The sequence below is a fragment of the Embleya sp. NPDC050154 genome (assembly GCF_044460165.1).
In the GTDB taxonomy this organism is placed as follows: domain Bacteria; phylum Actinomycetota; class Actinomycetes; order Streptomycetales; family Streptomycetaceae; genus Embleya.
On record NZ_JBITJP010000010.1, the window covers coordinates 1 to 22,134 of the forward strand.

Here is a 22,134-nt window from a genome sequence, read left to right on the forward strand (position 1 = left end):
CGCTTTTTCTTTCCCCCGCTTCGCTCCTCCAAGAAAAAGCGGTGCCTCGCTCGGGACGGTGTGTCCCTCCGCTTCGCTCCGGGCCACACCGTCCATACCTGCGGCTCCGCCGCTCTCCGCGCTTCGCGCGTCGATCACGGGGGTGGGGCGGGGTCGGGGGCGCTGACGCGCCGGGGGGTGAGGCGGTCCGGCAGCCGAAGGACGCGGCGCGGGCCTGCTTCGGGGTGGTGCCGGGGCGTGTTTTCGATCTCTCGTCGGGCTTCGTGGCGTGAGCGGCGAGGGGTCCGAGGCGCGGTACCAGGCGGCGCGGACCCACCATGATCCGCCGGAGACGTCCTAGCCCGCCTCCGCGACGCCGGTGATGCGGTGCAGTGGGTAGGTGTGGATCTCGCCGGTGCCCTGTTCGTGGGCGGTGACGTAGCCGCCCTCCAGACGCAGCGGGACCACGATGTGCTGGGTGGCCCGGCCCTCCCGGGTGACGTGTCCGATCCACACCGCGCGCCGCTCGGCGTGTGCGGCCTGGAGCGCGAGCAGCGTCTCGGCGGCCGAGGTGCGCGGCAGTTCGACCGGCTCGCCGTCGCGCTCCGCGCCGTCGTCGGCGGCCCGGCCGGTGGCGGCCGCGTCGCCCGCGCGGATCGCGGTGACGGCCGCGCCGAGCAGCGCCTCGCTCGGGGCCGGCGGCTCGCCGGCGACCCTGGGCGGCGCCGAACGGGGCGGGGTGCGCTTGGTGTCCGGGCGGGTGAGCACCAGATCACCGGTGGCCGACTCGGCGACCGGCGCGAAGCCCATCGCGCGCAGCTTCTCCAGCACGCCGTCCGGTGCCGACTCGGCGGCCAGGACGGTCGGCGCCAACCGGCGCAGGCGCAACCCGGCGGCCCGGCGGTCGGCGAGCAGTTCGCCCAGCAGCGCGTCGTCGTCGCAGCGCAGGAAGGCCGCCGCGGTGCCGACCCGAATCCGGCCGTGCCGGCGGGCCACGTCGTCCACGAGGTAGCTGAGCGGCTGCGGCACCGGGGTCCGCGAGTGGGTGGCGAGCAGGTGGTGCAGGTCGCCGGCGGTGCGGCCGGCGTCCAGCGCGCGGCGTACCGACTCCTCGGTGAAGCGGTACACGGTGGCGCCGCCGGTGGACTCCACGTCGGCGGCCAGGTGCAGTTCGTGCGCGAGGTCCAGGACCAGCGGGCCCGGCGCCACCGCGGTGAGGTCGGCCTGGAGGAGTACGTGGTTCAACGGCTCCGGGAGCAGCGGGGTCAGCGCGTCGCCCGCCTCGTAGACCCGGCCCTCGACCAGTGTGCGGGCGTATCCGGCGAGCGCGCCCCGGCCGGTGATGCCCAGCAGTTCGGCCTCGACCAGCATCGCCCGGAACAACTCCCGCGGCAGTCGCGCCGCCCGGATCGGCTGATGCCAGGTCAGGTGCGCGAGCAGCGAGTCGGCGTCGGTGGCCGAGCCCGGCGGCAACGCGGCGAGGGTGGCCAGGATCCGGCGGCGCACCTCGGGGGCGGCGGTACGGTCCACCTGCAGCCCCAGCGCGCCGATCGGCCGGTCCTTGTCGTCGCGCGAGCCGACCAGGGCGGGCACCCGGGTGGTCTCGAGCCAGGTGCCGGCGAGTGCGGCCCAGCGGGTGCCCACCGGCGTCCGGCGCCAGGTGTCGTAGGCGGGCGTGGGCAGCCACTGCTCGTCCGGTTCGCCGTCGCCGGCGACCAGACCCATCGCGTAGGCCAGTTCCAGCCACAACGCGACCTCGGCCTCGGGCGCGTCCAACTGCACCGCCGCGCGCTTGAACTCGCGCATGCCCAGGCCGCCGGCCCGCAGCACCGAGGGACCGCCGGTGCTCCACGCCTCCAGCAGGTCCTCGACCCGGCGGACGGCGGTGAACGCGGATCCCGCCGCCAGGTTGTCCACAGCCTGTGGATCGTGCCCGCGCACCGGCAGCTCGGGAGGGGTCGGTTCCAACGTGCGATGCACCCGGCCGCCGCGCAGATGCAGCGCGATCTCGCGGGGCAGCACCACCGCGTCCGGGCCGGCCGGCACCAGCAGTGCCCTGGCCAGCAGCCACTCCACCGGGGTTCGGGCCGCGTCGGCGCGCACCGGCCGGTCGGCGCCGCGCACGCTGCCCGTGGGCGGGCCCCAGACCAGCTTGTCCAGCACCTCGCGGGCCGCCTCGGGCGCCTGCGCGAGCAGCGATTCCAGGCGGACCGGGTCGGTGCACAGGTCGGTGACGGCCGCGATCGCGGAGACCGCGTCGTGGGTGGAGCCCAGGTCCAGGTCGGCGAGCAGCTCCTGGAGCCGGGAGGGCGCGGTCGCGGCCAGCGCGCCGGCCAGCGTCGGGCCCAGTCCGGCCGGACTCGCGCCGACCAGGTCGCGCACCGTCCGCACCACCCGCAGCGCGCCGTCGGGCCCCCACAGCAGGGCCTGCTCGCGCAGGTTGGCCACCGCCCGCGCGAGCGCCTCGGGGGCCGCGCCCACCAGCGGGGACAATCGCGCCGCGGCGAACCCGTCCGGGAGCACCACCGCGGCGTCCACCACCTGGAGGGTGAACCGGTCCAGCCGCTCCAGGGCGCGGGCGATCGAGGCCCGCGTGGTGGCCCGGGTGGCGAGCTGGGTCAGGTCCACCGGGACCGGCGTGGTCAGGTCCGGCCGAGCCCGCAGCAAAGCGCCGAGGGCCGCGTCGGTACGTCCGCGCAGATCCTCGGCGAGCGTCCGGGGGCCGGAGTCGGCGGGCCGATCCGCCTCGGCACGGGTGGGCGACGCAGCTGTGGTCATCCCATCAACGTTAGACGGTTCGCCCGTCGACGATCACCGCTCCCGGGATCCCGATGCCCTCGAAGATCCGCGGAAGCTCCCGAAAGGACCCCGAGGAGCCTCGGCGGAAGCCGTCCGGAAGTCGCGGATCCGGGCCGCCGGCACCCGATTCACGCGATCGGGGCGATCACCATTTCGGTCAACCCCTCGCTCCGCCTCGCCCGCGCCCCTACGCTGAGTTGTCGCTTTACCGACGCAGGCGTTGTGCCGATTCGACGATCCCTCGGCGGGGGTGGGGTGGGGGCGTGAACTTCGAGAGCGATCACCTGGTTCTGCAGTACCTGGGCGAGGTCGGCGACGCCGCCCAGCGCAGGCTTCGTCCCGCCGATCGGGCCCGACTGGTGGAGCGCCTGCGCAGCCAGATCAACAGCGAACGCGAGCGGTTGAACGCGCACACCCCCGGCACCGTGCAGGTCGTCCTGGATCGGCTCGGCACCCCCGAGGCGGTGGTGGGCCACGAGTTGTACCGGCTCGGCGATCTGCGCAGCGTCGGGGCCGACGACGGTGTCGGCGCGATGTCGATGCGCGGTTCGCGCTACGCGACGGTGGCCCGGCAGATGGGCTTTCGCGCGGACGCGACGCCGATTCCCGCGGTGGTGGATCCGTCCCGACCGCAGCCGAGCACGCCCCCGCCCCGGACCTCGCCCGAGGCCGCGGCACCGGCCGGTCCGCCCACGCTCGCCGAGACCGCCGCCGGCGGCACCGCCGCGACCAAGCCGGTGCCGCTCGCGGATCCCGAGGAGGAGCCGCTGTGGTGGCGGACCCCGCCGGAGGGCGGGACGCCGGAGCGGCCCGGCCCCGACATGTACGGCGACGGTTCACTGCACGCGCCGGCGTACCCGATCGGCGTGGTCTCCGACACGTCGGCGACCTGGGACGACGAGGAGTCGCTGACCGAACCCACGCCGGCACTGGGCATGTTCGGGCCGGGCGCGCTGCGCACACAGGTCCGCGAGGTGTTCGCGATCGCGATGATGGCGATCGGCGCGATCGTCGCCTCGACCGTGGTGGTGGTGCTCGGCCTCCTGGTGGTCTTCACGGCGGGCGCGTGGTCGCTCAAGGAGCGGCGCTTCGCCGCGTTCTACGTCCCCGGCGCGACCGCGCTGGCGTTCGCGATCGGGATGTGGATGCGGGCCACCGGTCACATGGGCGTGGACCTGACCAGTGATCAGGCGTGGGACCGGTACGGCGAACTGCTCCCCGCGATGGTGCGGATCGCCGCGATCGCCGCGTCGCTGTATCTGCTGTGGCGGCTGAATCGGCGTCAGCTCGCGGCGTAGGCAGCCGAATTGCCGTATCGGATCACCGCGTAGGCGAGGGAACACCACGGGTACCCGGGCCCCGTCCGGGTGTGACGCACTCCGCTGTGGGAGCGCCGCACCCGCTCTTTACGATCCCATTAATTAGGTTAGCCTTACCTCCTCTGCGCAGGGCGGCGCCCGGACCTACCGCTAATAGGTCCGGGCGTCGCCCTGTGCACACTGCCAGATGGAGGAGCCAAGGATGACGAACGGAGCGCGGCCCCAGCCCGCGAACCGCTTGATCCGCTTCGGTGCGATAGGCGCGACCGCCGCGCTGGCGATGGCCGGCGTGAGCCTGGCCTCGCCCGCGCAGGCCGCCACAACCCCGTCCGTGACCGTGTCGCCCAACGTCGACGTCAACCCCGACGGCGCCACGATCACGGTCGACGGCACGGGCTTCGACAAGGTGCGCAACTCCGGCAACGGGGTCTACGTCCTGTTCGGTCCCAAGATCGACGACTACTTCACCAACGCGGGTGCCTACAGCGCCCAGGCGTGGGTCGCGGGCAGCAAGATGACCGCGGACGGGGCCTTCACGACCACGCTCGAGGTCAAGGCCAAGTACACCGACGGCAACGGCAAGGAGGTGGACTGCCTCAAGCAGGAGTGTCGGGTCGTCACCTTCGCCGCCCACGGCGCCAGCATGACCGACCGCAGCCAGGACACCTTCACGCCGGTCGCGTTCAAGAACAACACGCCGGTGCAGACGCCCAAGCTCGCGGTGACCCCGGCCGTCGGGGCCGACCCGGCCGGGCAGACGTTCACCGTCACCGGCACCGGGTTCGACCCGGTTCGCGACGGCGGCAACGGCATCTACGTCGCGTTCGGTCCCAAGGGCGCCGACTGGAACACCAACCCGGCGCCGTACCAGGCGACCAAGTGGGTGCGCACCAACCCGTCCGGGTCGTCGAGCCAGGCCAAGCTGAACGCCGACGGCAGCTTCTCGCTGACGCTGGACAACATGAAGGCCAAGTACAAGAACGCGAGCGGCGTCGAGTACGACTGCTCCGTCACCACGTGCAACGTGGTCACCTTCGCCGCGCACGGCTCGCCCGACCGCACCCAGGACACCTTCCTCCCGGTCGCGTTCAAGCCCGTGACGGTCCCGCCGGGTCCCGGCACCGGCTACCAGGTGATCACCACCGACGTGCAGGGCGGCCCGCTGACCCTGGGCGTCGGCGGCACCGACGTCGCGCTCCCGGGCGTCACCCTCAACGGCAAGGACGCCTTCACCGGCGGTGCGCTCAACCCGCTCACCGTCTCCGACGCGCGCGGCACCAACGCGGGCTGGACGCTGACCGGTCAGGCCAGTGACCTGACCGCCACCGGCGGCCGGATCGTCGGCGACAACCTCGGCTGGACGCCCACCGCGAAGTCGGTCACCGGTTCGCTGCCCACCGGCGGCGCCACGCCGCAGGTCACCGCGGGCGGCAAGGCCGAGCCCGGCGCCGGTCTGGGCCGGCCGCGCACGCTGTGCTCGTCGGCGGCCGGCGCCAGTGCCGGTTCGTTCGAGTGCGGCGGCGACCTCAAGCTCGGCGTCCCGGGCATCACCGTGCCCGGCACCTACACCGGCACCTTGACGCTGACGCTCATCTGACGCCGTTCCGAACCGGGGCTCCCCCACCCGCCGACGACGGCCGTCCCCCGACGCCGACGCGTCGGGGGATGGCCCCGGGCTCGCCACCCCGGGGGCCCGCAATCCCCCGCCGAGCCCCACAACGCCCGGCACCCGCCCCTCCCCGGCCACGCTCACCTCCCCGCCCCGGAGAACCACCCGCCCGAACCCAACGTGCGAGTGGTCCTCCGGCAAATCGGCGCCCGGCATCCGCCCATAGAACTCCCCACCACCCACCCGCCACAAAGCCCGACACGGGATCGAAGCCCCGCCCCGGCACCACCCCGAAGCAGGCCCGCATCGCTTCGACAGGCCGCCCCCCGGCGCGTCAGCGCCCCCGACCCCGCCCCACCCCCGTGATCGACGCGCGAAGCGCGGAGAGCGGCGGAGCCGCAGGTGTGGACGGTGTGGCCCGGAGCGAAGCGGAGGGACACACCGTCCCGAGCGAGGCGCCGCTTTTTCTTGGAGGAGCGAAGCGGGGGAAAGAAAAAGCGGTGCCTCGCGAGCCGGCGACGAAGTCGCCCAACAAACAGCAACGCCTCCCCCACGACTCCGGCCCGCCACCCCACGCCCTACCCACGACCCAGCCCCTCCCGAGCCGGCGACAAAGTCGCCCAACAAACAGCACCACCCCACCCACGACCCCGGCCCCCACCCCACACCCCCACCCACGACCCACCCCCTCCCGAGCCGGCGACGAAGTCGCCCAACAGGCCGAGTGTTTTTTGCCGGACGGCGCGTGGCATTGTTCGGGAATGCTTCCCCTGGTCCATGCCATTCGTTACGTCACGCCGATGCGGGAGGGCGGTTCGCTGCCCGGCCTCGTAGAGGCCGACGATCTGGGCACCTATGTCGTGAAGTTCCGCAGCGCCGGACAGGGCGTCAAGGTGCTGGTCGCCGAGGTCGTGGTGGGCGAGCTCGCCCGCCGGCTCGGGCTGCCGGTGCCGGCGCTGGTGCGGGTCGAGGTGGACCCGGTGATCGTGCGCGGCGAGCCGGACCAGGAGGTCCAGGAACTGGTCCAGGCGAGTGCCGGGCTGAACCTGGGGATGGACTTCCTGCCGGGCTCGGCCGACTTCACCCCGGCCACCTGGGAGCCGGACGCCGAACTGGCCGCGCGGGTGTTGTGGCTGGACGCGCTGACCTCGAACGTGGACCGTTCCTGGCGCAATCCGAACCTGCTCGTGTGGCACGGCCGGTTGTGGCTGATCGACCACGGCGCCGCGTTGTGGTTCCACCACGCGTGGCAGGCCGCCAAGGCGGCCGCGACGCGGCCGTTCGACGCCGCCGACCACGTGCTGGCCGCCCTCGGCGGTCCGGGCCTGCTCAAGGCGGACGCCGAGCTGGCCCCTCGGATCACCCGCGAGTTGCTCACCGAGGTGTTGGCCCTGGTCCCGGACGAGTGGCTGGATCCCGGTGACGCCGAGCGCGCGCTGGGCCTGGACAGCCCCGACGCGCTGCGTGAGGCGTACATCGGGCACCTGCTCGCCCGCGCCGCCGGTCCGCGCGCGTGGCTGCCGGAGATCGCGCCGGACGTGGTCGCGCGGCAGGGCGCGGCGCAGTCGTCGAACCGCCCGGATTGGCTCAAGTGATGACGATGAACGCGCAGCGGCAGTTCTTCGAGTACTCGATCATCCGCCTGGTGCCGCGCGTGGAGCGCGGGGAGTGTCTGAACGTCGGGGTCGCGCTGTACAGCCAGGCGTTCGGCTTCCTGGGCGCGCGCACCCATGTGGAGCAGTCCAGGTTGTGCGCCTTGGACCCGGACGCCGACGTGACCCAGGCGCGCGCGGTGCTCGCCGCGTGGGAGCTGGTGTGCGCGGGCAGCGAGGCGGCCGGCGCTCCGGGGGCCGAGCCGGTGGGTCGACGGTTCCGCTGGCTGACCGCCCCGCGCAGCACGATCGTCCAGCCCGGTCCGGTACACGGCGGCTTGACCGCGAATCCGGCGGCGGACCTGGACCGGCTCTTCGACCTGCTGGTGTTGTAGTGCGGCCGGCCGCCGCGCGCCGATCCGACGCGACGCGCGGTTGCCGGCGGCCGTTCTCTGTCCGTGCCGTGACCTGCTGCGCTACCGTGCCAAGCACCGGTTCGTTCCCGGGCTCCGAGGGTGGAGGCGACGATGATCAGTACGTACGGTCCACAAAGTCGGGGCATGGTGGTCTGCACACTCGTGCTGCTGACCATCCTGGGTTTGTACAGCGCTCTCTACGAAGCGGTCGCCTGGATGTGGCTGGTGTGGTCACTGATGGCGATCGTCACCGGTCTGCTGGTGGCCACCGACCGGGACGGGTGAAGCCCGGATCCGAACACTCGGGCGCCGGGTGCTCCGCGGCACCCGTGCCCGGCCGGCCCCTCAGGCAACCGTGAAGCCGTATTTCGCCCCCAGCCGCGTCAATGATCGCCGCCCCGGGATCCCGTCCGCGTCCGACCCGTTGTAGCCGAGCCGGCGCTGCCACTCCGCGTAGGCCCGCAGGGTCGCCGTCCCGTAGTGCCCGTCGGCCAGGTTCCGGGCGAGCAGCCCCTCCGCGACCAGGGCGTTCTCGACCATCCGGGTGCCCACGTAGGTGACCGGGGTGCCCTCGCGGCTCGGGTCGGACCGTGCCGCGGCGACCAGTTCGGCCAGGTCGACGGCCGGTCGCGGGGCGGGGATGTCGGGGACGGGGGTTCCGCCCGTGCCGGCCACGATGCCGGGGAAGACCCGGTCGTGGAACTGCCGCACGCGTGCGTCGCCGGGGCACGCGGTGCCGCTGATCGACCACTTGGCGAACAGCCGGTGATACCCGTAGCCCGGGTCGTCCCAGGCGCGGCAGATCCGCAGCGGCAGGTCGTGCCGCTCGTGCAGCCACACGCCCAGCCGGATCAGGCTGTCCATCTGGGCGTCGGTCCACGGGTCGGTGTGTTCCAGGTTGCTCGCGGTCTCCACGCTGACCGCGCCGGTGCCGTCGGATCGGCGGTTAGCCGACGCGTTGGCGTCCGCGCGGGTCTCGGTGCCGATGTACTGCCACAGGCCGCCGTCGTAGGCGCAGCCGAAGTGCGATTCGAGGTTGGTGGAATCGCGCCAGTACTCGTACATGCGCTGTCCCGACCACGGCGCGGCGATCGAGTGCAGGATGAACTGGGTGGGACGGATGGCGGGTTGCGCGTCGGATTCCGGCTGCAGCTCGCGCTTGGTGGCTCCGGGGTACCAGGCCATGGCGGTCTCCCTAAGTCGAGGTCGGGGGACGAAGTCGCGAATGACCATGGTCACGATGATTCGCCGGATTTTCCGTGATCTTCGGCAAACCCGGGCCAATCGCACCCAAGTCGGTGATAATGCCGCCCGACAACCCGCCGAACGTCACGGCGTCGGCCCGGCCCGGCCCACCCTCACGGCGCCACTCCGCCCATCGCCCGTCGGGCCGGTAGCACGCTCGCCGCGAGCGCGATCGCCAGGCATGTCACGATCGCGCAGGTCACCGGCGCCCACGGCACCACCAGGCGCACCGGCGTACCGAGCGCGCCCGCCAGTCCCGCCCGGATCCCGAGCAGCGACGGCACCGCGACCAGGCCGCCGAGCAGCACGCCCAGCACGACCACGAACGTGGTCTCCCCCGCGACCGTCCACAACACTTGGCGGCGGGTAGCCCCGGACAGGCGCAACACCCGGAAGTCGGCGACCCGGCCGGCGCCGGCCATGAGCAGCGTGTTGCCGACGGCCAGGGCGGTGTAGCCGGCGGTCGTCGCAACCAGCAGCAGGGTGAACACGTCGATCAGTCGGTCCTCTTCGGCATCGGCCCGCCGCGCGTACGCGGCGACCCCGATCTCCCGGACGCCCAGCGCGGTCGCCGCGGGGTCGCCGGGCACGATCGCCGGCCCGCCGGTGCGATGGACCACCTCGGTCAGCGCGTCCGGGTCGTGTGCGCGCAGCGTGTCCCGGGCGAGTAGCACGCCGTGCGAATCCGCGCGGTCGTCGAGCACCGCGACGATCCGCAACACCCGCGTACGCCCGTCCGCGAAGGTGAACTCCGCTTCTTGAGACGGGGGTTGCCCCAGTGCCGCCAGCGTCGAGGCGGTCACCGCGACGGTGTCGGGGCCGACCAGGTCGGCGAGTGTGCCCCGGACGGGGTCGAGCCGGTCGTGTGTGCGGGCGAAGGCGTGCGGGTCGATGCCGGCCGCGTCGACGGCAAGCCGGGCCGGGCCCGCGTACACGGTGCTCGCGAGCAGCGCGCTGCCGGTCACCCCCGCCACCGCGGCGTCGGACAGACCCGGCGTACCGCTCGCGACCACCGCGCCGCTCGCCCGCGTCGTCGCGCTCGCGTGGTCGGCGAACGCCTCGGCGCCGGTACGGGTGTTGCCGGTGATCAGCACCACGAAGGCGATCGTGGCCAGCACCGGCGCGACGGTGGAGGCGGTGCGGCCCACGGCGGCGCAGGCGCTCTCCCGCACCAGCAGCGCGCCCGCGCCCACTCGGCGGGCGAACGGGCGGGTGAGCGCGCGGGCCAGCGGGGCCACGAACACCGGGGCGAGCAGGGTCGCGCCGCTGATCGAGGCGACCGCGGTGGCCAAGGCCCAGGTGATCATCTCGGTCGGCGCCGCGAACGCGCTCGCGAGCGCGCAACCGCCGCCCAGGGCCACGCTCGCGATGCCCGCGATCCGGCGGACCCTGCCGATCGGCCGTTCGTCGACGACCGCCTCGCGCAGCGCCTCCAGCGGATCGATCCGCGCGGCCCGTCGGGACGCGGACCACACGGCGACCAGCGCCGTGCCCACTCCCACCGCGAACACCGCGGCCGGGATCCAGGTCCGGACCCGGATCGTGAACCCGGCCGGTTCGAAGCCGGTGTCCACCAGCATCCCGGTCACCGCGGGTGCGCCGAGCACACCGATCAGCACGCCGGTGGCCGAACCGAGCGCGCCGAGCAGGAGCGCCTCGGCGTACAGCGCGCGTCGCACCTGTCCGGGGTCGGCGCCGATGACCCGCAGCAGGGCGAGTTCGCGACGCCGCGTGTTCACGCCGAAGGCGAACGTGCCCGCGACCACCAGGATCGTGACGAAGCCCGCGAGCCCGGCCATCGTGATGATCACCTGGGCACCGATCCACGACGTGCGGCGGGCCGAGGCCGGCGCCAGGTCGCGCCGATCCGCGCCGGTGAGCACGCGCGCGTCGGTGCGCGCCAGGGCCCGCGCGGCGGCGGCCACCGCCCGCGGGTCGGCGCCGTCGGTCAGTTGCACGCCCAGCACCCGCACACCGGGGGCCAACTCCCGGGCGCGCTCGTCGGTGACGTAGTAGCCGGGCCCGCGCACCGTGCCGCTGACGGTGTACGCGGCGGGCCCGCTCGCGGTCAACACCGTGATCGACTCGCCCGGGCGCGGCCCCAGTTCGGCGTCCACGGCGATCTCGTCGGCGCGGCGCGGGGCGTGTCCGGCGACCAGCGGAGCCGGCGCGAGCGTCGTGCTCGACCATCCCCGGCCCATGCGTTCGTCCCCGTCCCGCCCGCCCACCGGTCGGCCGCCCGACACGGCCTGCGCGTAGAAGGGCCGGTCCGCGACCACCTCCCGCACACCCGGGATCGCGGCCAGTTCGCGCACGAGTTGCCCGGTGCGCTCGGGCGACCAGGGCACCGGTTCGGCGAACTCGCCGTCGCGGTCCGTGCCGTGCGCGCTGTGCAGGAGCACGGGTGTGCCGGCGTAGCGCTCGGGCACCGGTGTGCCGCCGGTGAGTTGGATCAGCGCGCTCGCGGTGAGGATCGCGATGCCCAGGACCAGCGCGAGCAGCGAGCCCAGGAGCGCGGTGCCGCGTTCGCGCAGTGTGGCCAGGGTGTTCACGCCCGCACCTCCGCCGCGGCCGCGCGGGCGGCGATCGTCTCCGGGTCGGTGCGCCGCGTGAGTTCGTCGACCACCCGACCGTCGGCCAGGAGCACCACCCGGTCCGCCCAGGACGCGGCGGCCGGGTCGTGGGTGACCATGACCACGCTGTGGCCGTGCTCGTCGACCAGCGAGCGCAGCAGGCCCAGCACGGTGCGCGACGCGCTGCTGTCCAGCGCCCCGGTGGGTTCGTCGGCGAACAGCACGGCGGGCCTGGTGATCAGGGCGCGGGCGATCGCCACGCGTTGCTGCTGGCCGCCGGAGAGTCGATCGGGCCGGTGGCGGGCCCGATCGGCCAGCCCCACGGCGGCCAGGGCGCGGGCCACCGCGTCCGGGTCGGCCCGGCGCCCGGCCAGTCGCAGCGGGAGCGCGACGTTCTGCTCCGCGGTGAGCGCGGAGACCAGGTTCAGCGCTTGGAAGACGAAGCCGATGTGCTCGCGGCGCAGGTGGGCCAGCGCTCGCTCGTCCAGGTCGCGGGTGATCGTGCCGGCGATGGTGACCAGGCCGGAGGTGGGCCGGTCCAGGCCCGAGGCGCAGTGCAGCAGCGTGGACTTGCCGGAGCCGGAGGCGCCCATCACGGCGGTCATCGTGCCCGCGGCGATGTCCAGGTCGATCCCGTCGAGCGCGGCGACCGGGTGTCCGCCGGTGTGGAACACCCGGGTGACGTCGCGAAGCCGCACCACGACGGCGTCCGCGCGCGCCGCGGAAGGGCGTTCGACGGACGGGCGTTCGACGGACGGGCCATCGGCGGGCGTGCGGTCGGCAGTCGCGCGATCGGCGGGATCCGGGCGATCGCCCGGCGCGGCGCCGGCGGGCTGTGCGGAGGGGTCCGGAAAGTGGCGCGGCACGGCGCCGGGTCGGTTCGTCACGACGTCGAGTCAAGGCGCCGGGTGGGGGTCGGCGCATTGGTGCCGGCACTGGTTCGAACACTCCACCTGGCACTACCGACAGCGGCCCGGGTGCCGGCTACGGTCGAGCGGTGATTCCTCGCAATGTGTTGGAGGCGCTGACCGCGCGCCCGGTGGGCTTCCTGTCCTCGGCCTGGCCGTGGCGTTCGATCGGGTACCTGCTGGCGGGCGGGGTGCCCGGGGTCGCGGGCGGCGTCGCGGCGGGTGGGATCGCCGCGTCCTGGAACCGGATCGGGCCGGTCGCGGCGGTGGTCTGCGCGGGTCTGGTGCTCACGGTGCTGGTCGCGCTGGCGGGGCCGTTCGAACGGCGCCGGTTGCGCCTGGTGGCGCCGGACGCGCGGCCGGCCCGGTCCTCGCTGCGGGAGCCGGCCGGGTGGCGCGAGCTGGGGTGGGGGGCGTTGTCGGTGCTCACCCTGGGGTGGGTGGATCTGGCGGTGTTGTTCGTCGCGGTGGGGATTCCCGGTGTGCTGCTCAGCGCGCCGTGGCAACCCTCCGCGACGCCCTGGGCGTCGGTGGGCGGGGTGCTCGCGGGGCTGGTGCTGCTGCCCGTGGCGGCGTATCCGATCGCGGCGTGGGCGGGGGCGCGTTCGGCGGTCGCGATCGCGGTGCTGGGCTCGCGGGACGCCGAGTTGACCGAGGTACGCCGCTCCCGGGCCCGCCTGGTGGACGCGTTCGAGGCCGAGCAGCGGCGGATCGAGCGGGACCTGCACGACGGCGCGCAGCAGCGCCTGGTGGCGTTGACGATGAAGCTCGGGCTGGCCGCGTTGGACCTGCCGCCCGACTCGCGGGCGGCCCGGGAGGTGGCCGAGGCGCACACCATGGCCCGCGAGGCGCTGGCGGAGTTGCGCGAGTTGATCCGGGGAGTGCATCCGCAGGTGCTGACCGAGCGCGGGTTGCCCGCCGCGATTCGCGATGTCGCGGGGCGCTCGCCGGTGCCGGTGGACACCGACGTCCAGGTGTCGCGGCTGCCCGCCTCGGTGGAGGTGGCCGCGTACTTCGCGGTGTGCGAGGCGCTCGCGAACGCGGCAAGGCACAGCGGCGCCGAGCGCTGCCGGGTGCACGGGCGGATCCAGGACGAGGTGCTGGTCCTGGAGGTCGCGGACGACGGGCGCGGCGGCGCGGACCCGGCCGCGGGTTCGGGTCTGACGGGGCTGGCCGACCGGGTCGCGGCGGTGGATGGTCGGATGTTGTTGTCGAGTCCGATCGGCGGGCCGACCCTGGTGCGAGTGGAGATACCGTGCGGCGTTTGCGAGTGGTGATCGCGGAGGACGCGGTATTGCTGCGCGAGGGCCTGGTGGGCCTGTTGGAGCGGTTCGGACACGAGGTGCCGGCGGCCGTGGGCGATGGTCCCTCGCTGGTGGCTGCGGTGCGCGCGCACGCCCCGGACGTGGTGATCGCCGATGTCCGGATGCCGCCGGACTTCACCGACGAGGGCCTGCGAGCCATCCGCGAGCTCCAGCGGGTGCGGCCGGACCTGGCGGTGCTGGTGCTGAGCCAGTACGTCGAACAAACGTTCGCCGACGAGCTCCTCGACGCGCGCGACGGGGTGGGTACGGGCTATCTGCTCAAGGATCGCATCGGCGATGTGACCGAATTCATGGCCGCCCTGGAGCGGGTCGCCGACGGCGGAATGGTGGTGGATCCCGAGGTGATCCGCCAACTGTTGGCCCGGCGGCGCGATCCGCTCGCCAAGGTCACGCCGCGCGAGCGCGAGGTGCTTGCGCTGATGGCCGAAGGACGCTCCAATGCGGCTGTGGCCCGGGCCCTGGTGGTCAGCGAGGCGGCGGTGTCCAAGCACATCGCGAGCATCCTGACCAAGCTGAATCTGCCGCCGGCGGCCGACGATCATCGACGGGTATTGGCCGTTCTGGCGTATTTGCGGGGCTGAGCCGGTTACCGGTCGGTTGTCGGGTCTCCACAAGTAATAGGACGTCCTCTTTATCGGTGTCGATACCCCCGGACCGGCCTTTCCCTGACAGCGTTGCGGATCAAGTGGCCCGCACGCGAGCGCGAGTGGGTCACCCGTGTCGTGTTTCCACAATTCTTCGACAGAGCTGGGGTGCGTTCTATGACGCTCGGCAAGACCGATGTGGTGGTCACCGGGATGGGTGCGACCACGCCTTTGGGCGGGGACGTGCCGTCCACGTGGGCGGCCCTCCTCGCGGGCGAGTCGGGAATCGAAGCCCTGGCCGATCCGTGGGCGGCCGACCTGCCGGTGCGGATCGCCGGACGGATGCGGGTCTGCCCCGAGACGGTACTGGACCGGGTCCGCGCCCGGCGCCTGGACCGATGTCAGCAGGCCGCGCTCGTGGCGGCACGCGAGGCGTGGGCGGACGCGGGTGCGCCGACGGTCGAGCCGGAACGGTTCGCCGTGGTGGTGGGCACCGGCATGGGCGGTGCGATGACGATGCTCGCGCAGCACGACGTACTGGCCGCGTCCGGCGTGCGCCGGGTGTCCCCGCATACCGTGCCGATGTTGATGCCCAACGGGCCGGCCGCGCAGGTAAGCATGGAACTGGGTGCCCGGGCGGGCGCGTACACCCCGGTCAGCGCGTGCGCGTCGGGCTCGGAGGCGATCGCGTACGGCCTGGACCTGATCCGGCTCGGTCGCGCCGACGTGGTGGTCGCCGGCGGCGCCGAGGCGACGATAGGCGCGCTGCCGATCGCGGGCTTCGCGCAGGCCCGCGCGCTGTCCACCTACGAGGGCGACCCCGCCGCCGCGTCGCGTCCGTTCGACGCCGGGCGGAACGGGTTCGTGATGAGCGAGGGCGCCGCGCTGGTGGTCCTGGAGCGGGCCGACTTCGCGGCGGCGCGCGGCGCGTTCGTGCACGCGTACCTGGCCGGCGCGGGGGTCACCTCGGACGCCAACCACATCACCGCCGGGTACGGGCCGGGCCAGGTCCGCGCGTTGCGGATGGCGATGGCCGAGGCGGGCGTCACCGGCGCGGACGTGGACCACATCCAGGCGCACGCCACCTCGACGCCGGGCGGCGACGCGCTGGAGGCCGCCTCGATCACCGAGGCGATCGGTACGCACGCGGCGGTCACCGCGATCAAGTCGATGCTCGGTCACCTGTGCGGCGGGGCCGGCGCGATCGCCGCGGTCGCCGCGGTGGCGTCGCTGCGCGACGGGGTCGTCCCGGCCACCATCAACCTCGACTCCCAGGATCCCGACATCGACCTCGACGTGGTCGCCAAGGAACCCCGGGTGGGCCCCCTGAACGTGGCCGTCGCCAACGCCTTCGGCTTCGGCGGCCACAACGCGGCCCTGGTCTTCACCTCGGCCAACTAGGACCCGCCCGACACCGGCGCCACGCGCCGCACCGACCCCGGTCCCCCGCCTCGCGGGCCGACCGGGGTCGGTGCGTGTTCGGGCCTTCGGCGGGGTCCGCTCCGGCGATCCCCGCGCCGCCGCCAACCCTTCGGTGCGGACACCCGGCGGGCGGAAAAATCGGGTGCGTCGAGGGGCGCTCGTGCATCAGGGTGGAGGGGTCACAGCCGTCCCGGATCAGCGGGCGGAGGTGCCCGAAGGCCATATGGGAGAGGGGTTCCGGCAAGCCGTCAGGTTTTTGCCGAGCACCTCGCGCGCACCTGGTGAATCAGGAACGTCCCTGGCCTCATTCGTTTCTAGGCTGAAGGACATGAAGACCACGGGGAACACCAGCAACGCAGCCGGCGGCAGGGCCGGGAAGTCCGGTTCGATCGCCGCGTTCGCGCGGTTCGTGGTCTTCGGCGGCGGCACCGGGATCGCCTCCTCGGGCGCACTGGTCGTGCTCTCCGACACGATGCCGATCGCGGTCGCCAACGCGTTCGTGACCGTGGTCTCCACGGTGGCGGCCACCGAGCTGCACAGCCGGTTCACCTTCGGCGGCGGGCGCGCCGGGCTGCGCGCGCACGGGCAGTCGGCGCTCAGCGCGCTGGTCGCCTACCTGTTCACCACCGCCGCGGTGCTCGGGCTGCACGCGGCCGCCCCGGGCGCGGGCGTCCTGGTCGAGCAGGGCGTCTACCTGGGCGCGTCCGGCCTGGCCGGGATCGGCCGGTTCGTGGTGCTGCGGCTGTTCGTCTTCGCCCGCCCCGGCGCTCGCCCGCGGATCACCGCCCCGGCACTCGCGCGCACCCACGTGGTGGCCGCCGCGTAGCCACGGCGACGCCGGGGCGGCACGCGGCGGCCGGCCGCGGGCTCAGCGTGCTTCGAGCACCCACCACTGTGAGGGGCGGTCGGTGTCCTCCCACTGCCGCACGTTGCCACCGGGCTCGGTGCTGTCGTCGGCCACCTCGAGGAGCAGCCCGCTGACGTAGTTGATCAGCGTGACCCGCCCCGGCGCGTCCGCGTGCTGCTCCAGGATCCACTCCTGCGCGCCGAAGTTGTTCGCCCGCCAGAGCTGCACGTTGGCCCCGTTCTCCTCCGAGGCACCGGTCACGTCCAGCCGCTTCCCGCTGACCACGTGCTCCAGGTGGTACACCGCACCGCCCGCGTGTACGGCGGTGATCCGCCAGTGCTGCGCGGTGGAGCCGTCCTCGGCGCCCTGCCACACGTTGGCCCCGCTGTTCGTACGCCCGCCCTCGACCTCGAGGACCAGCCCACTGTGCACGTTGCGCACCACGTACACACCCTCGTCAACGCCGCCCACGTCGCTCCCCTGGTCCCGGTCCATCGATCTTGAACCAGTCACCTTCGCACGCCGCTCCCACACTCCGCGCGCCGGCCGCCGGGCCCGCCCCGTTCGGGACATCCGAGTGGGTGACCGCGTCGCGCACACCGCCCCGGCCGCGCCGTCCCCGGTGCGTCCCGCCGCCTGCGCCCCCTACTTGCTACTTGCGGCCTCCCGCCGGGCAGTACACCGCCATCGCCGCGTTCGTGATGGCGGCGGCCTCCTCGCGGGTGAAGGTGACGCCCATGATGCGGCCCGCGATCTCGTCGCGCTCCTTGCCCATCGCGACCCACCCGCAGGACACGTTGGCCATGCTCAGCAATACGCTGAAGTCGGCCTTGGCGCCCACCAGTTGTGGCGCCACGCGACCCAGTTCGGCGATGAAGCGGGCATCGTTCGGCGAGCGACTGTCGCCGGCCGAGGCGGAGTTCGCCCCGGCTCCGGCGGCCGGCGTCGCCGTGTCGCCGTCCCCCTTGCCCCGCACCAGGGTCGACACGAACACGGCGGCGCCGATCACCAGGACGATGGCAACGCATGCCCCTACGACGCGGTTGCCGATACGTCGACGCGGCTGCGACGACTGACTGCTCACGAGACCCCCCACGGTCGGATGCGGCGGAGGCTATGCCCCCGGACCACCCGATCGGACCTCGTTCACCGAGTCGTGACCTTCTCCGACACCGAAGTCCCACCCCGGAAACCGCGAAGGCACCGCCCGCTGCTCCCGTAGCGGACGGCGCCTGTCACGTTCGGCCGGGTCGCGGGTCGTCGACCGGCGCTCCTGCCGAGATCCGGTGGGCTACTTGCCCGTGTAGTGCACCTGGAGTTCCTTGATGCCGTTGATCCACGCGTGGCGAAGCCGGCGAGGGTCGGCCGCCTTGGTGATGTCCGGCATCGCGTCGGCGATCGCGTTGAACATCAGGTTGATCTCCATCCGGGCCAGCGAGGCACCCAGGCAGAAGTGCGGACCGCCACCGCCGAAGCCCAGGTGCGGGTTCGGGTTGCGGGTGATGTCGAACTTCATCGGGTTCTCGAACACGTCGGCGTCGTAGTTGGCCGAGCTGTAGAAGATGCCGACCCGCTGCCCCGCCTTGATCTCCTGGCCGCCGAGCACGGTGTCCTGGGTCGCGGTGCGCTGGAAGGACATCACCGGCGACGAATACCGCACGATCTCGTCCGCCGTGGTCTCCGGGCGCTCCGCCTTGTACAGCTCCCACTGGTCGGGGTTGTCGAAGAACGCGAGCATCCCGTGCGTGATCGCGTTGCGCGTGGTCTCGTTGCCCGCGACCGCCAACAGCAGTACGAAGAAACCGAATTCGTCCGAGGACAGGCTGCCGTCGGATTCCGCGGTGATCAGCCGGGTGACGATGTCCTGCGCCGGGCACGCCTTGCGCTCCTCGGCCATGCCCATCGAGTACAGCATCAGCTCGGCGGCGGCCTGCGCGCCGACCTCGGTGGACTCCGCGTACTCCGGGTCGTCGTACCCGAGCATCTTGTTCGACCACTCGAAGATCTTCTTGCGATCCTCCTGCGGTACGCCGATCAACTCCGCGATCGCCTGCAACGGCAGCTCGCACGCGACCTCGGTGACGAAGTCGCCGGAGCCCTTGAGCTTGGCGTCCGCCACGATCTGCGCGGCCCGCTCGGTCAACGCGGCCTGGAGCGCGTTGATCGCCCGGGGCGTGAAACCGCGCTGGACGATGCTGCGCAGCCGGGTGTGCTCCGGCGGGTCGATGTTGATCATGATGAGCTTCTGCGCGTCGATGTTGGACATGTCCATGCCCTCGGCGAACCGGATGATCGCCGTGTTCTTGTTCGTCGAGTAGATCTCCGGCTTGGTGGAGACCTCCTTGACATCCGCGTGCCGGGTGACCAGCCAGTAGCCGTCGTCGCCGAAGTTGGACACCTCGGGCGTCTGCGGGACCCACACGACCGGGGACGTCTTGCGCAACTGGGCGAACTCGTCCAGCGGGATGCGCGTGGTGTACAGGTCGGGGTCGGTGGGGTCGAAGCCGTGGTCGAGGACCGGACACGTCATGGTGGAACTCCCGTTGCCGGAGGGTGTGCGAGGTCGCCGCGGAAACCGGCCGGGGACGGGTGCCGGAAAGCGCGGTGGTGCGGTGGTGCGTGCGAGATGGTGTGCCTGTGCGGGTGGTCTGGCTGGGCGTCGTGCCTGGGTGGTGCGGTGCGGTGGTGCGGGTCAGACCCCGGCGACCGGGCCCGACGCCCTGCGGCGTGGGCCCAGGAGCTTGCGGACCACACCGCGCAGGATGCGACCGAGCTCGTCGTCGGGCAGTTCCGGGAAGGCGGCGACGGCGGAGTAGATGCCGCCCATCGCCACGGCCGTGGACACGCGGTACTCGATCGAGCCGTCGACGTCGTCGAGGACTTCGCGCACCCGCGCGGTGATCGAGGCGAGTCGGGGCTTGATGGCGCGGTGGCGTCCGATCGCGACGTCCCGATCGAGGATGACGGCGAGGGTGCGGTACCGGATCAGGAACTCTACGTAGCCCTCGAACAGCAGGCGCTGGCGAGCGGTGCTGCCGCGCCTGCTCTCGGCGACCTCCAACACCCGGTCCAGGTCGTTCAGGGCCGGGCGCAGGAGGGCGTCGAGCAGTTCGTCCTTGGTGCGGAAGTGGTAGTACAGGGCGGCCTTGGTCACCCCGACCCGATCGGCGATGGCCTGCAGCGAGGTGCCGGCGAAACCGTGTTCGCCGAACAGTTCCTCTGCCGCCTGGAGCACCTTGTCATAGGTGTCCTCCGGTGCCGGAATCGCCACGGGTCCCCCTTCCTGTTGGGCATGAACATACGTCGACCTCTGCCAATCGACAAGGCTGATGGGGCGTCAATTTTCATCTTGGCACCGCTGTTCGCACGGAAAGCGGCTTGCCGTTCGGCCAGGGACGGGGTCGGGCGCACTGACGGTCGGGCAGGTCGACCCGACCGGCCCGGGATCGCTCCCGATCCACCCCGCACGGCCGCGTCCGACCGCAGCACGTCGAGCGCCGGTAGGTTGCCGGCATGAGCGACTTCGACGCCGTCATCGAGGCGGAGCGACAGCGGTCGGCGGACCCGGCCACGGCGGCCGGCCGGGCGGCGGCGGGACGTCGGGAGGACTGGGTCCGGACCCTCGCACGCATCGAGCGTCTCCTGACCGCGACGGCGACGGAGTTGGCGAACCGGGGCGCCGTGGCGCTGCCGGTGGTCGGGTTCCCGTCGAGGAGAGGCCCGGCGCGCTTGACCCGCCGCCCGACCGCCGCCGTCGTCGACCGGCGTCGACCGGTCCTGGACCTGTTCTCGCTGGACGCGCGCGGTGGGCCGTTCCTGGAGCGGGGCGCCCTGGCGACCGAGGAGGTCTGGCTGCGCGTCTCGCACCCCGGTCGGGCCAAGGCGCTGCGCGCGGCCCTGCTGGGCGCGGGCCTGACAGCGGAGACCGTCATCCTCCGCGAGGGCCCGCCGATCGTGCTCGATGCCGACCGGGCCGCACGCGAGGGTCGCGCCGGCGGCTGCTTCGGCGTCGCGGACGACGGCACGCTGGTGGTGTATCCGCCGGCCGACGCCAAACCGGTCCCGCTCGTCGAGGCGCTGACGGCGGCCGTGGCGAACGCCGCCCCGCAGGTCTGAGCCGCGCCGCGCGGGTCAGCCGAGCCGGCGCCCCGGCAGGCACCCCGCACGCCGGCCGCGGCCCGCCGTACGCGTCAGCGCGCGGTCTCGACGTCTTCGGTCTCGACGCTCCCGGTGTCGACGTCTTCGATCCCGGCGCCCGCCGTGCCGACGTCCGCCGTATCGAACTCCCCGACCTCGACGTACATCGCCCGTCCGCTCTCCCGCGCCCGCAGCGCCGCTCGCAGCCGTGCGGCCCGCCCCGCCGGCATCGCGGCCGCGCCCCGATCCGGTGTCAGCAGGTGCCAGGCCCGCAACTCGTCGGCCTGGAGCCGGATCCCGGCGAGTCGATCCGGAGTCAGCACGCCACCGTCGAACAACCAGCGCATACCGCCACGATGCCCGTCCACCGGCGCCACCCACTGCGCCACGAGCAGGTTCGGCGGCCCGTCCAGGGTGATGCCCAGTTCCTCGCGAACCTCGCGGACGCAACCCGCCCACGGCGATTCCCCCGGCTCCAGGATGCCGCCCGGAAACTCCAACCCCGGCTTGTAGTCGGGCTCGACGAGCAGCACGCGGCCCCGGTCGTCGAAGAACAACGCCCCCGCCGCGACGGTCCACGCGCTCCGCGCCGGATCGTCCGCACGGCCCTCACCCGGGCCGCCCGCACCGCTCTCCGAAAGGCCGTTCGCATGCTCGTCCATGACACCGAAGTCTGTCCCAGCCCGCGGCACACCGGCCGACAGGGTCCCGGCCGGCGACGTGTGCCGCGTTCGGGCCCGCGACGCCGGTCACCCTCGGCCTCGGATCGAGGGCGCCGGATCAGGGGCGCGTGGCGAGGCCGAGGACGACCACGTCGACGAGCTTCGGCAACCGCTCCGGGTCGTCGACGCCGCGCTGTTCGTGGGCCCAGGCGATGCCGTGGGCGAGGGTGAAGAGTTCGTCGGTGTCGATGTCGGCGCGGACCTGGCCGGCCGCCTGGGCGCGCGCGAGCAGGTCGGCGCCGGCCGCGCGCATCGCGTGGCAGGAGGCGTACAACTCGGAGGTCTCGTCGGCGAGCGTGGCCATCAACGTCGCGCTCATCCCCCGGAACGTGCCCGCGCCCTCGATCAGCAGCCGCAGCCAGGTGGCCAGCGCGTCGCGCGCGGCCGCGGTGTCGCCCAGCGCCCGAGCCCGCGCGGTCAGGCCGTCGTAGCGGTCCCGCACCACCGCCTCGACGAGCGCGTCCCGGGAGGGGAAGTGCCGGTACAGCGTGCCGATGCCGACCCCGGCCCGACGGGCGAGCTCCTCCAGCGACGCGTCGATGCCCTGTTCGGCGAACACCACCCGGGCTTGGGCGAGCAGGCGCTCGTAGTTGCGGCGGGCGTCGGCGCGCATCGGTCGGGTCATCGGCGTTCCCTCTCGGACGTTGTCAAACGGAG

Annotated in this window: 20 protein-coding genes; 10 read left to right on the plus strand and 10 right to left on the minus strand. The window is 73.2% G+C overall.

Features of this window, described 5'->3' with window-relative positions; all coding sequences use genetic code 11:
* Positions 1–336: 336 nt before the first annotated feature.
* On the minus strand, positions 337–2,757 hold the full coding sequence (locus tag ACIBSV_RS21470; RefSeq protein ID WP_395865294.1) for a helicase-associated domain-containing protein: 2,421 nt from the start codon (positions 2,755–2,757) through the stop codon (positions 337–339).
* Positions 2,758–3,041: 284 nt separating this feature from the next.
* Here ACIBSV_RS21470 and ACIBSV_RS21475 point away from each other — a divergent pair, with 284 nt between their 5' ends.
* The 5 genes from ACIBSV_RS21475 (at position 3,042) to ACIBSV_RS21495 (ending at position 7,999) form a co-directional block, all read left to right on the plus strand.
* On the plus strand, positions 3,042–4,076 hold the full coding sequence (locus ACIBSV_RS21475; protein ID WP_395865296.1) for a hypothetical protein: 1,035 nt from the start codon (positions 3,042–3,044) through the stop codon (positions 4,074–4,076).
* Between the two features lie 223 nt (positions 4,077–4,299).
* Positions 4,300–5,694 carry a hypothetical protein gene (locus tag ACIBSV_RS21480; protein ID WP_395865297.1) on the plus strand — a complete coding sequence of 465 codons (1,395 nt, stop codon included), beginning with the start codon at positions 4,300–4,302 and terminating at the stop codon, positions 5,692–5,694.
* A 773-nt stretch (positions 5,695–6,467) separates the two neighbouring features.
* Positions 6,468–7,301: a HipA family kinase gene (locus ACIBSV_RS21485; RefSeq protein ID WP_395865299.1), complete on the plus strand. Its 834-nt coding sequence runs from the start codon at positions 6,468–6,470 to the stop codon at positions 7,299–7,301.
* A complete protein-coding gene (locus ACIBSV_RS21490) occupies positions 7,301–7,693 on the plus strand; it encodes a DUF3037 domain-containing protein (protein ID WP_395865301.1) in 393 nt (130 codons plus the stop codon). The genes ACIBSV_RS21485 and ACIBSV_RS21490 overlap by 1 nt, the downstream gene beginning before the upstream one ends.
* Positions 7,694–7,825: 132 nt before the next feature.
* Complete coding sequence (locus ACIBSV_RS21495) at positions 7,826–7,999, plus strand: hypothetical protein (protein WP_395865303.1); 174 nt, start codon at positions 7,826–7,828, stop codon at positions 7,997–7,999.
* Positions 8,000–8,059: 60 nt separating this feature from the next.
* On the opposite strand, the gene ACIBSV_RS21500 is transcribed toward ACIBSV_RS21495, so the two are convergent.
* From ACIBSV_RS21500 to ACIBSV_RS21510, 3 genes are all read right to left on the minus strand, one after another.
* Complete coding sequence (locus tag ACIBSV_RS21500) at positions 8,060–8,899, minus strand: N-acetylmuramoyl-L-alanine amidase (RefSeq protein WP_395865305.1); 840 nt, start codon at positions 8,897–8,899, stop codon at positions 8,060–8,062.
* 173 nt (positions 8,900–9,072) lie between these two features.
* Positions 9,073–11,511 carry an FtsX-like permease family protein gene (locus ACIBSV_RS21505; RefSeq protein WP_395865307.1) on the minus strand — a complete coding sequence of 813 codons (2,439 nt, stop codon included), beginning with the start codon at positions 11,509–11,511 and terminating at the stop codon, positions 9,073–9,075.
* Positions 11,508–12,233 carry an ABC transporter ATP-binding protein gene (locus ACIBSV_RS21510; RefSeq protein WP_395865901.1) on the minus strand — a complete coding sequence of 242 codons (726 nt, stop codon included), beginning with the start codon at positions 12,231–12,233 and terminating at the stop codon, positions 11,508–11,510. The genes ACIBSV_RS21505 and ACIBSV_RS21510 overlap by 4 nt, the downstream gene beginning before the upstream one ends.
* Positions 12,234–12,529: 296 nt before the next feature.
* On the opposite strand from ACIBSV_RS21510, the gene ACIBSV_RS21515 reads away from it, so the two are divergent.
* From ACIBSV_RS21515 to ACIBSV_RS21530, 4 genes are all read left to right on the plus strand, one after another.
* On the plus strand, positions 12,530–13,717 hold the full coding sequence (locus tag ACIBSV_RS21515) for a histidine kinase (protein WP_395865309.1): 1,188 nt from the start codon (positions 12,530–12,532) through the stop codon (positions 13,715–13,717).
* Positions 13,714–14,346, plus strand: coding sequence for a response regulator (locus ACIBSV_RS21520; RefSeq protein WP_395865903.1), 633 nt, complete (start codon positions 13,714–13,716; stop codon positions 14,344–14,346). Before ACIBSV_RS21515 ends, ACIBSV_RS21520 begins: the two co-directional genes overlap by 4 nt.
* Before the next feature lie 180 nt (positions 14,347–14,526).
* Positions 14,527–15,750 carry a beta-ketoacyl-[acyl-carrier-protein] synthase family protein gene (locus ACIBSV_RS21525; protein WP_395865311.1) on the plus strand — a complete coding sequence of 408 codons (1,224 nt, stop codon included), beginning with the start codon at positions 14,527–14,529 and terminating at the stop codon, positions 15,748–15,750.
* 349 nt (positions 15,751–16,099) lie between these two features.
* Entirely contained in the window at positions 16,100–16,597 is a 498-nt protein-coding gene (locus ACIBSV_RS21530) for a hypothetical protein (RefSeq protein ID WP_395865313.1), read from the plus strand.
* 42 nt (positions 16,598–16,639) lie between these two features.
* On the opposite strand, the gene ACIBSV_RS21535 is transcribed toward ACIBSV_RS21530, so the two are convergent.
* From ACIBSV_RS21535 to ACIBSV_RS21550, 4 genes are all read right to left on the minus strand, one after another.
* A complete protein-coding gene (locus tag ACIBSV_RS21535; protein ID WP_395865315.1) occupies positions 16,640–17,089 on the minus strand; it encodes an RICIN domain-containing protein in 450 nt (149 codons plus the stop codon).
* A gap of 181 nt (positions 17,090–17,270) precedes the next feature.
* Positions 17,271–17,702 (minus strand): DUF732 domain-containing protein, encoded by a 432-nt coding sequence (locus tag ACIBSV_RS21540; RefSeq protein WP_395865317.1) that lies wholly within the window; start codon positions 17,700–17,702, stop codon positions 17,271–17,273.
* Positions 17,703–17,909: 207 nt separating this feature from the next.
* Positions 17,910–19,148, minus strand: coding sequence for a cytochrome P450 (locus ACIBSV_RS21545; protein WP_395865319.1), 1,239 nt, complete (start codon positions 19,146–19,148; stop codon positions 17,910–17,912).
* A gap of 162 nt (positions 19,149–19,310) precedes the next feature.
* Positions 19,311–19,889: a TetR/AcrR family transcriptional regulator gene (locus tag ACIBSV_RS21550; RefSeq protein ID WP_395865321.1), complete on the minus strand. Its 579-nt coding sequence runs from the start codon at positions 19,887–19,889 to the stop codon at positions 19,311–19,313.
* Between the two features lie 242 nt (positions 19,890–20,131).
* Here ACIBSV_RS21550 and ACIBSV_RS21555 point away from each other — a divergent pair, with 242 nt between their 5' ends.
* Positions 20,132–20,734 (plus strand): hypothetical protein, encoded by a 603-nt coding sequence (locus ACIBSV_RS21555; protein WP_395865323.1) that lies wholly within the window; start codon positions 20,132–20,134, stop codon positions 20,732–20,734.
* A gap of 74 nt (positions 20,735–20,808) precedes the next feature.
* Here ACIBSV_RS21555 and ACIBSV_RS21560 read toward each other — a convergent pair whose 3' ends face one another.
* Together ACIBSV_RS21560 and ACIBSV_RS21565 are read right to left on the minus strand one after the other, a co-directional pair.
* Entirely contained in the window at positions 20,809–21,417 is a 609-nt protein-coding gene (locus ACIBSV_RS21560; RefSeq protein ID WP_395865325.1) for an NUDIX domain-containing protein, read from the minus strand.
* A gap of 118 nt (positions 21,418–21,535) precedes the next feature.
* Entirely contained in the window at positions 21,536–22,102 is a 567-nt protein-coding gene (locus ACIBSV_RS21565) for a TetR/AcrR family transcriptional regulator (protein WP_395865327.1), read from the minus strand.
* Between the last annotated feature and the right edge of the window lie 32 nt (positions 22,103–22,134).

What these genes read in the sequence shown, in the direction of transcription:
- ACIBSV_RS21470 (WP_395865294.1), bottom strand. Translation starts at nt 2,757, where the DNA reads ATGACCACAGCTGCGTCGCCCACCCGTGCCGAGGCGGATCGGCCCGCC.
- ACIBSV_RS21480 (WP_395865297.1), top strand. Translation starts at nt 4,300, where the DNA reads ATGACGAACGGAGCGCGGCCCCAGCCCGCGAACCGCTTGATCCGCTTC.
- ACIBSV_RS21485 (WP_395865299.1), top strand. Translation starts at nt 6,468, where the DNA reads ATGCTTCCCCTGGTCCATGCCATTCGTTACGTCACGCCGATGCGGGAG.
- ACIBSV_RS21490 (WP_395865301.1), top strand. Translation starts at nt 7,301, where the DNA reads ATGACGATGAACGCGCAGCGGCAGTTCTTCGAGTACTCGATCATCCGC.
- ACIBSV_RS21495 (WP_395865303.1), top strand. Translation starts at nt 7,826, where the DNA reads ATGATCAGTACGTACGGTCCACAAAGTCGGGGCATGGTGGTCTGCACA.
- ACIBSV_RS21500 (WP_395865305.1), bottom strand. Translation starts at nt 8,899, where the DNA reads ATGGCCTGGTACCCCGGAGCCACCAAGCGCGAGCTGCAGCCGGAATCC.
- ACIBSV_RS21525 (WP_395865311.1), top strand. Translation starts at nt 14,527, where the DNA reads ATGACGCTCGGCAAGACCGATGTGGTGGTCACCGGGATGGGTGCGACC.
- ACIBSV_RS21530 (WP_395865313.1), top strand. Translation starts at nt 16,100, where the DNA reads ATGAAGACCACGGGGAACACCAGCAACGCAGCCGGCGGCAGGGCCGGG.
- ACIBSV_RS21545 (WP_395865319.1), bottom strand. Translation starts at nt 19,148, where the DNA reads ATGACGTGTCCGGTCCTCGACCACGGCTTCGACCCCACCGACCCCGAC.
- ACIBSV_RS21555 (WP_395865323.1), top strand. Translation starts at nt 20,132, where the DNA reads ATGAGCGACTTCGACGCCGTCATCGAGGCGGAGCGACAGCGGTCGGCG.
- ACIBSV_RS21560 (WP_395865325.1), bottom strand. Translation starts at nt 21,417, where the DNA reads ATGGACGAGCATGCGAACGGCCTTTCGGAGAGCGGTGCGGGCGGCCCG.
- ACIBSV_RS21565 (WP_395865327.1), bottom strand. Translation starts at nt 22,102, where the DNA reads ATGACCCGACCGATGCGCGCCGACGCCCGCCGCAACTACGAGCGCCTG.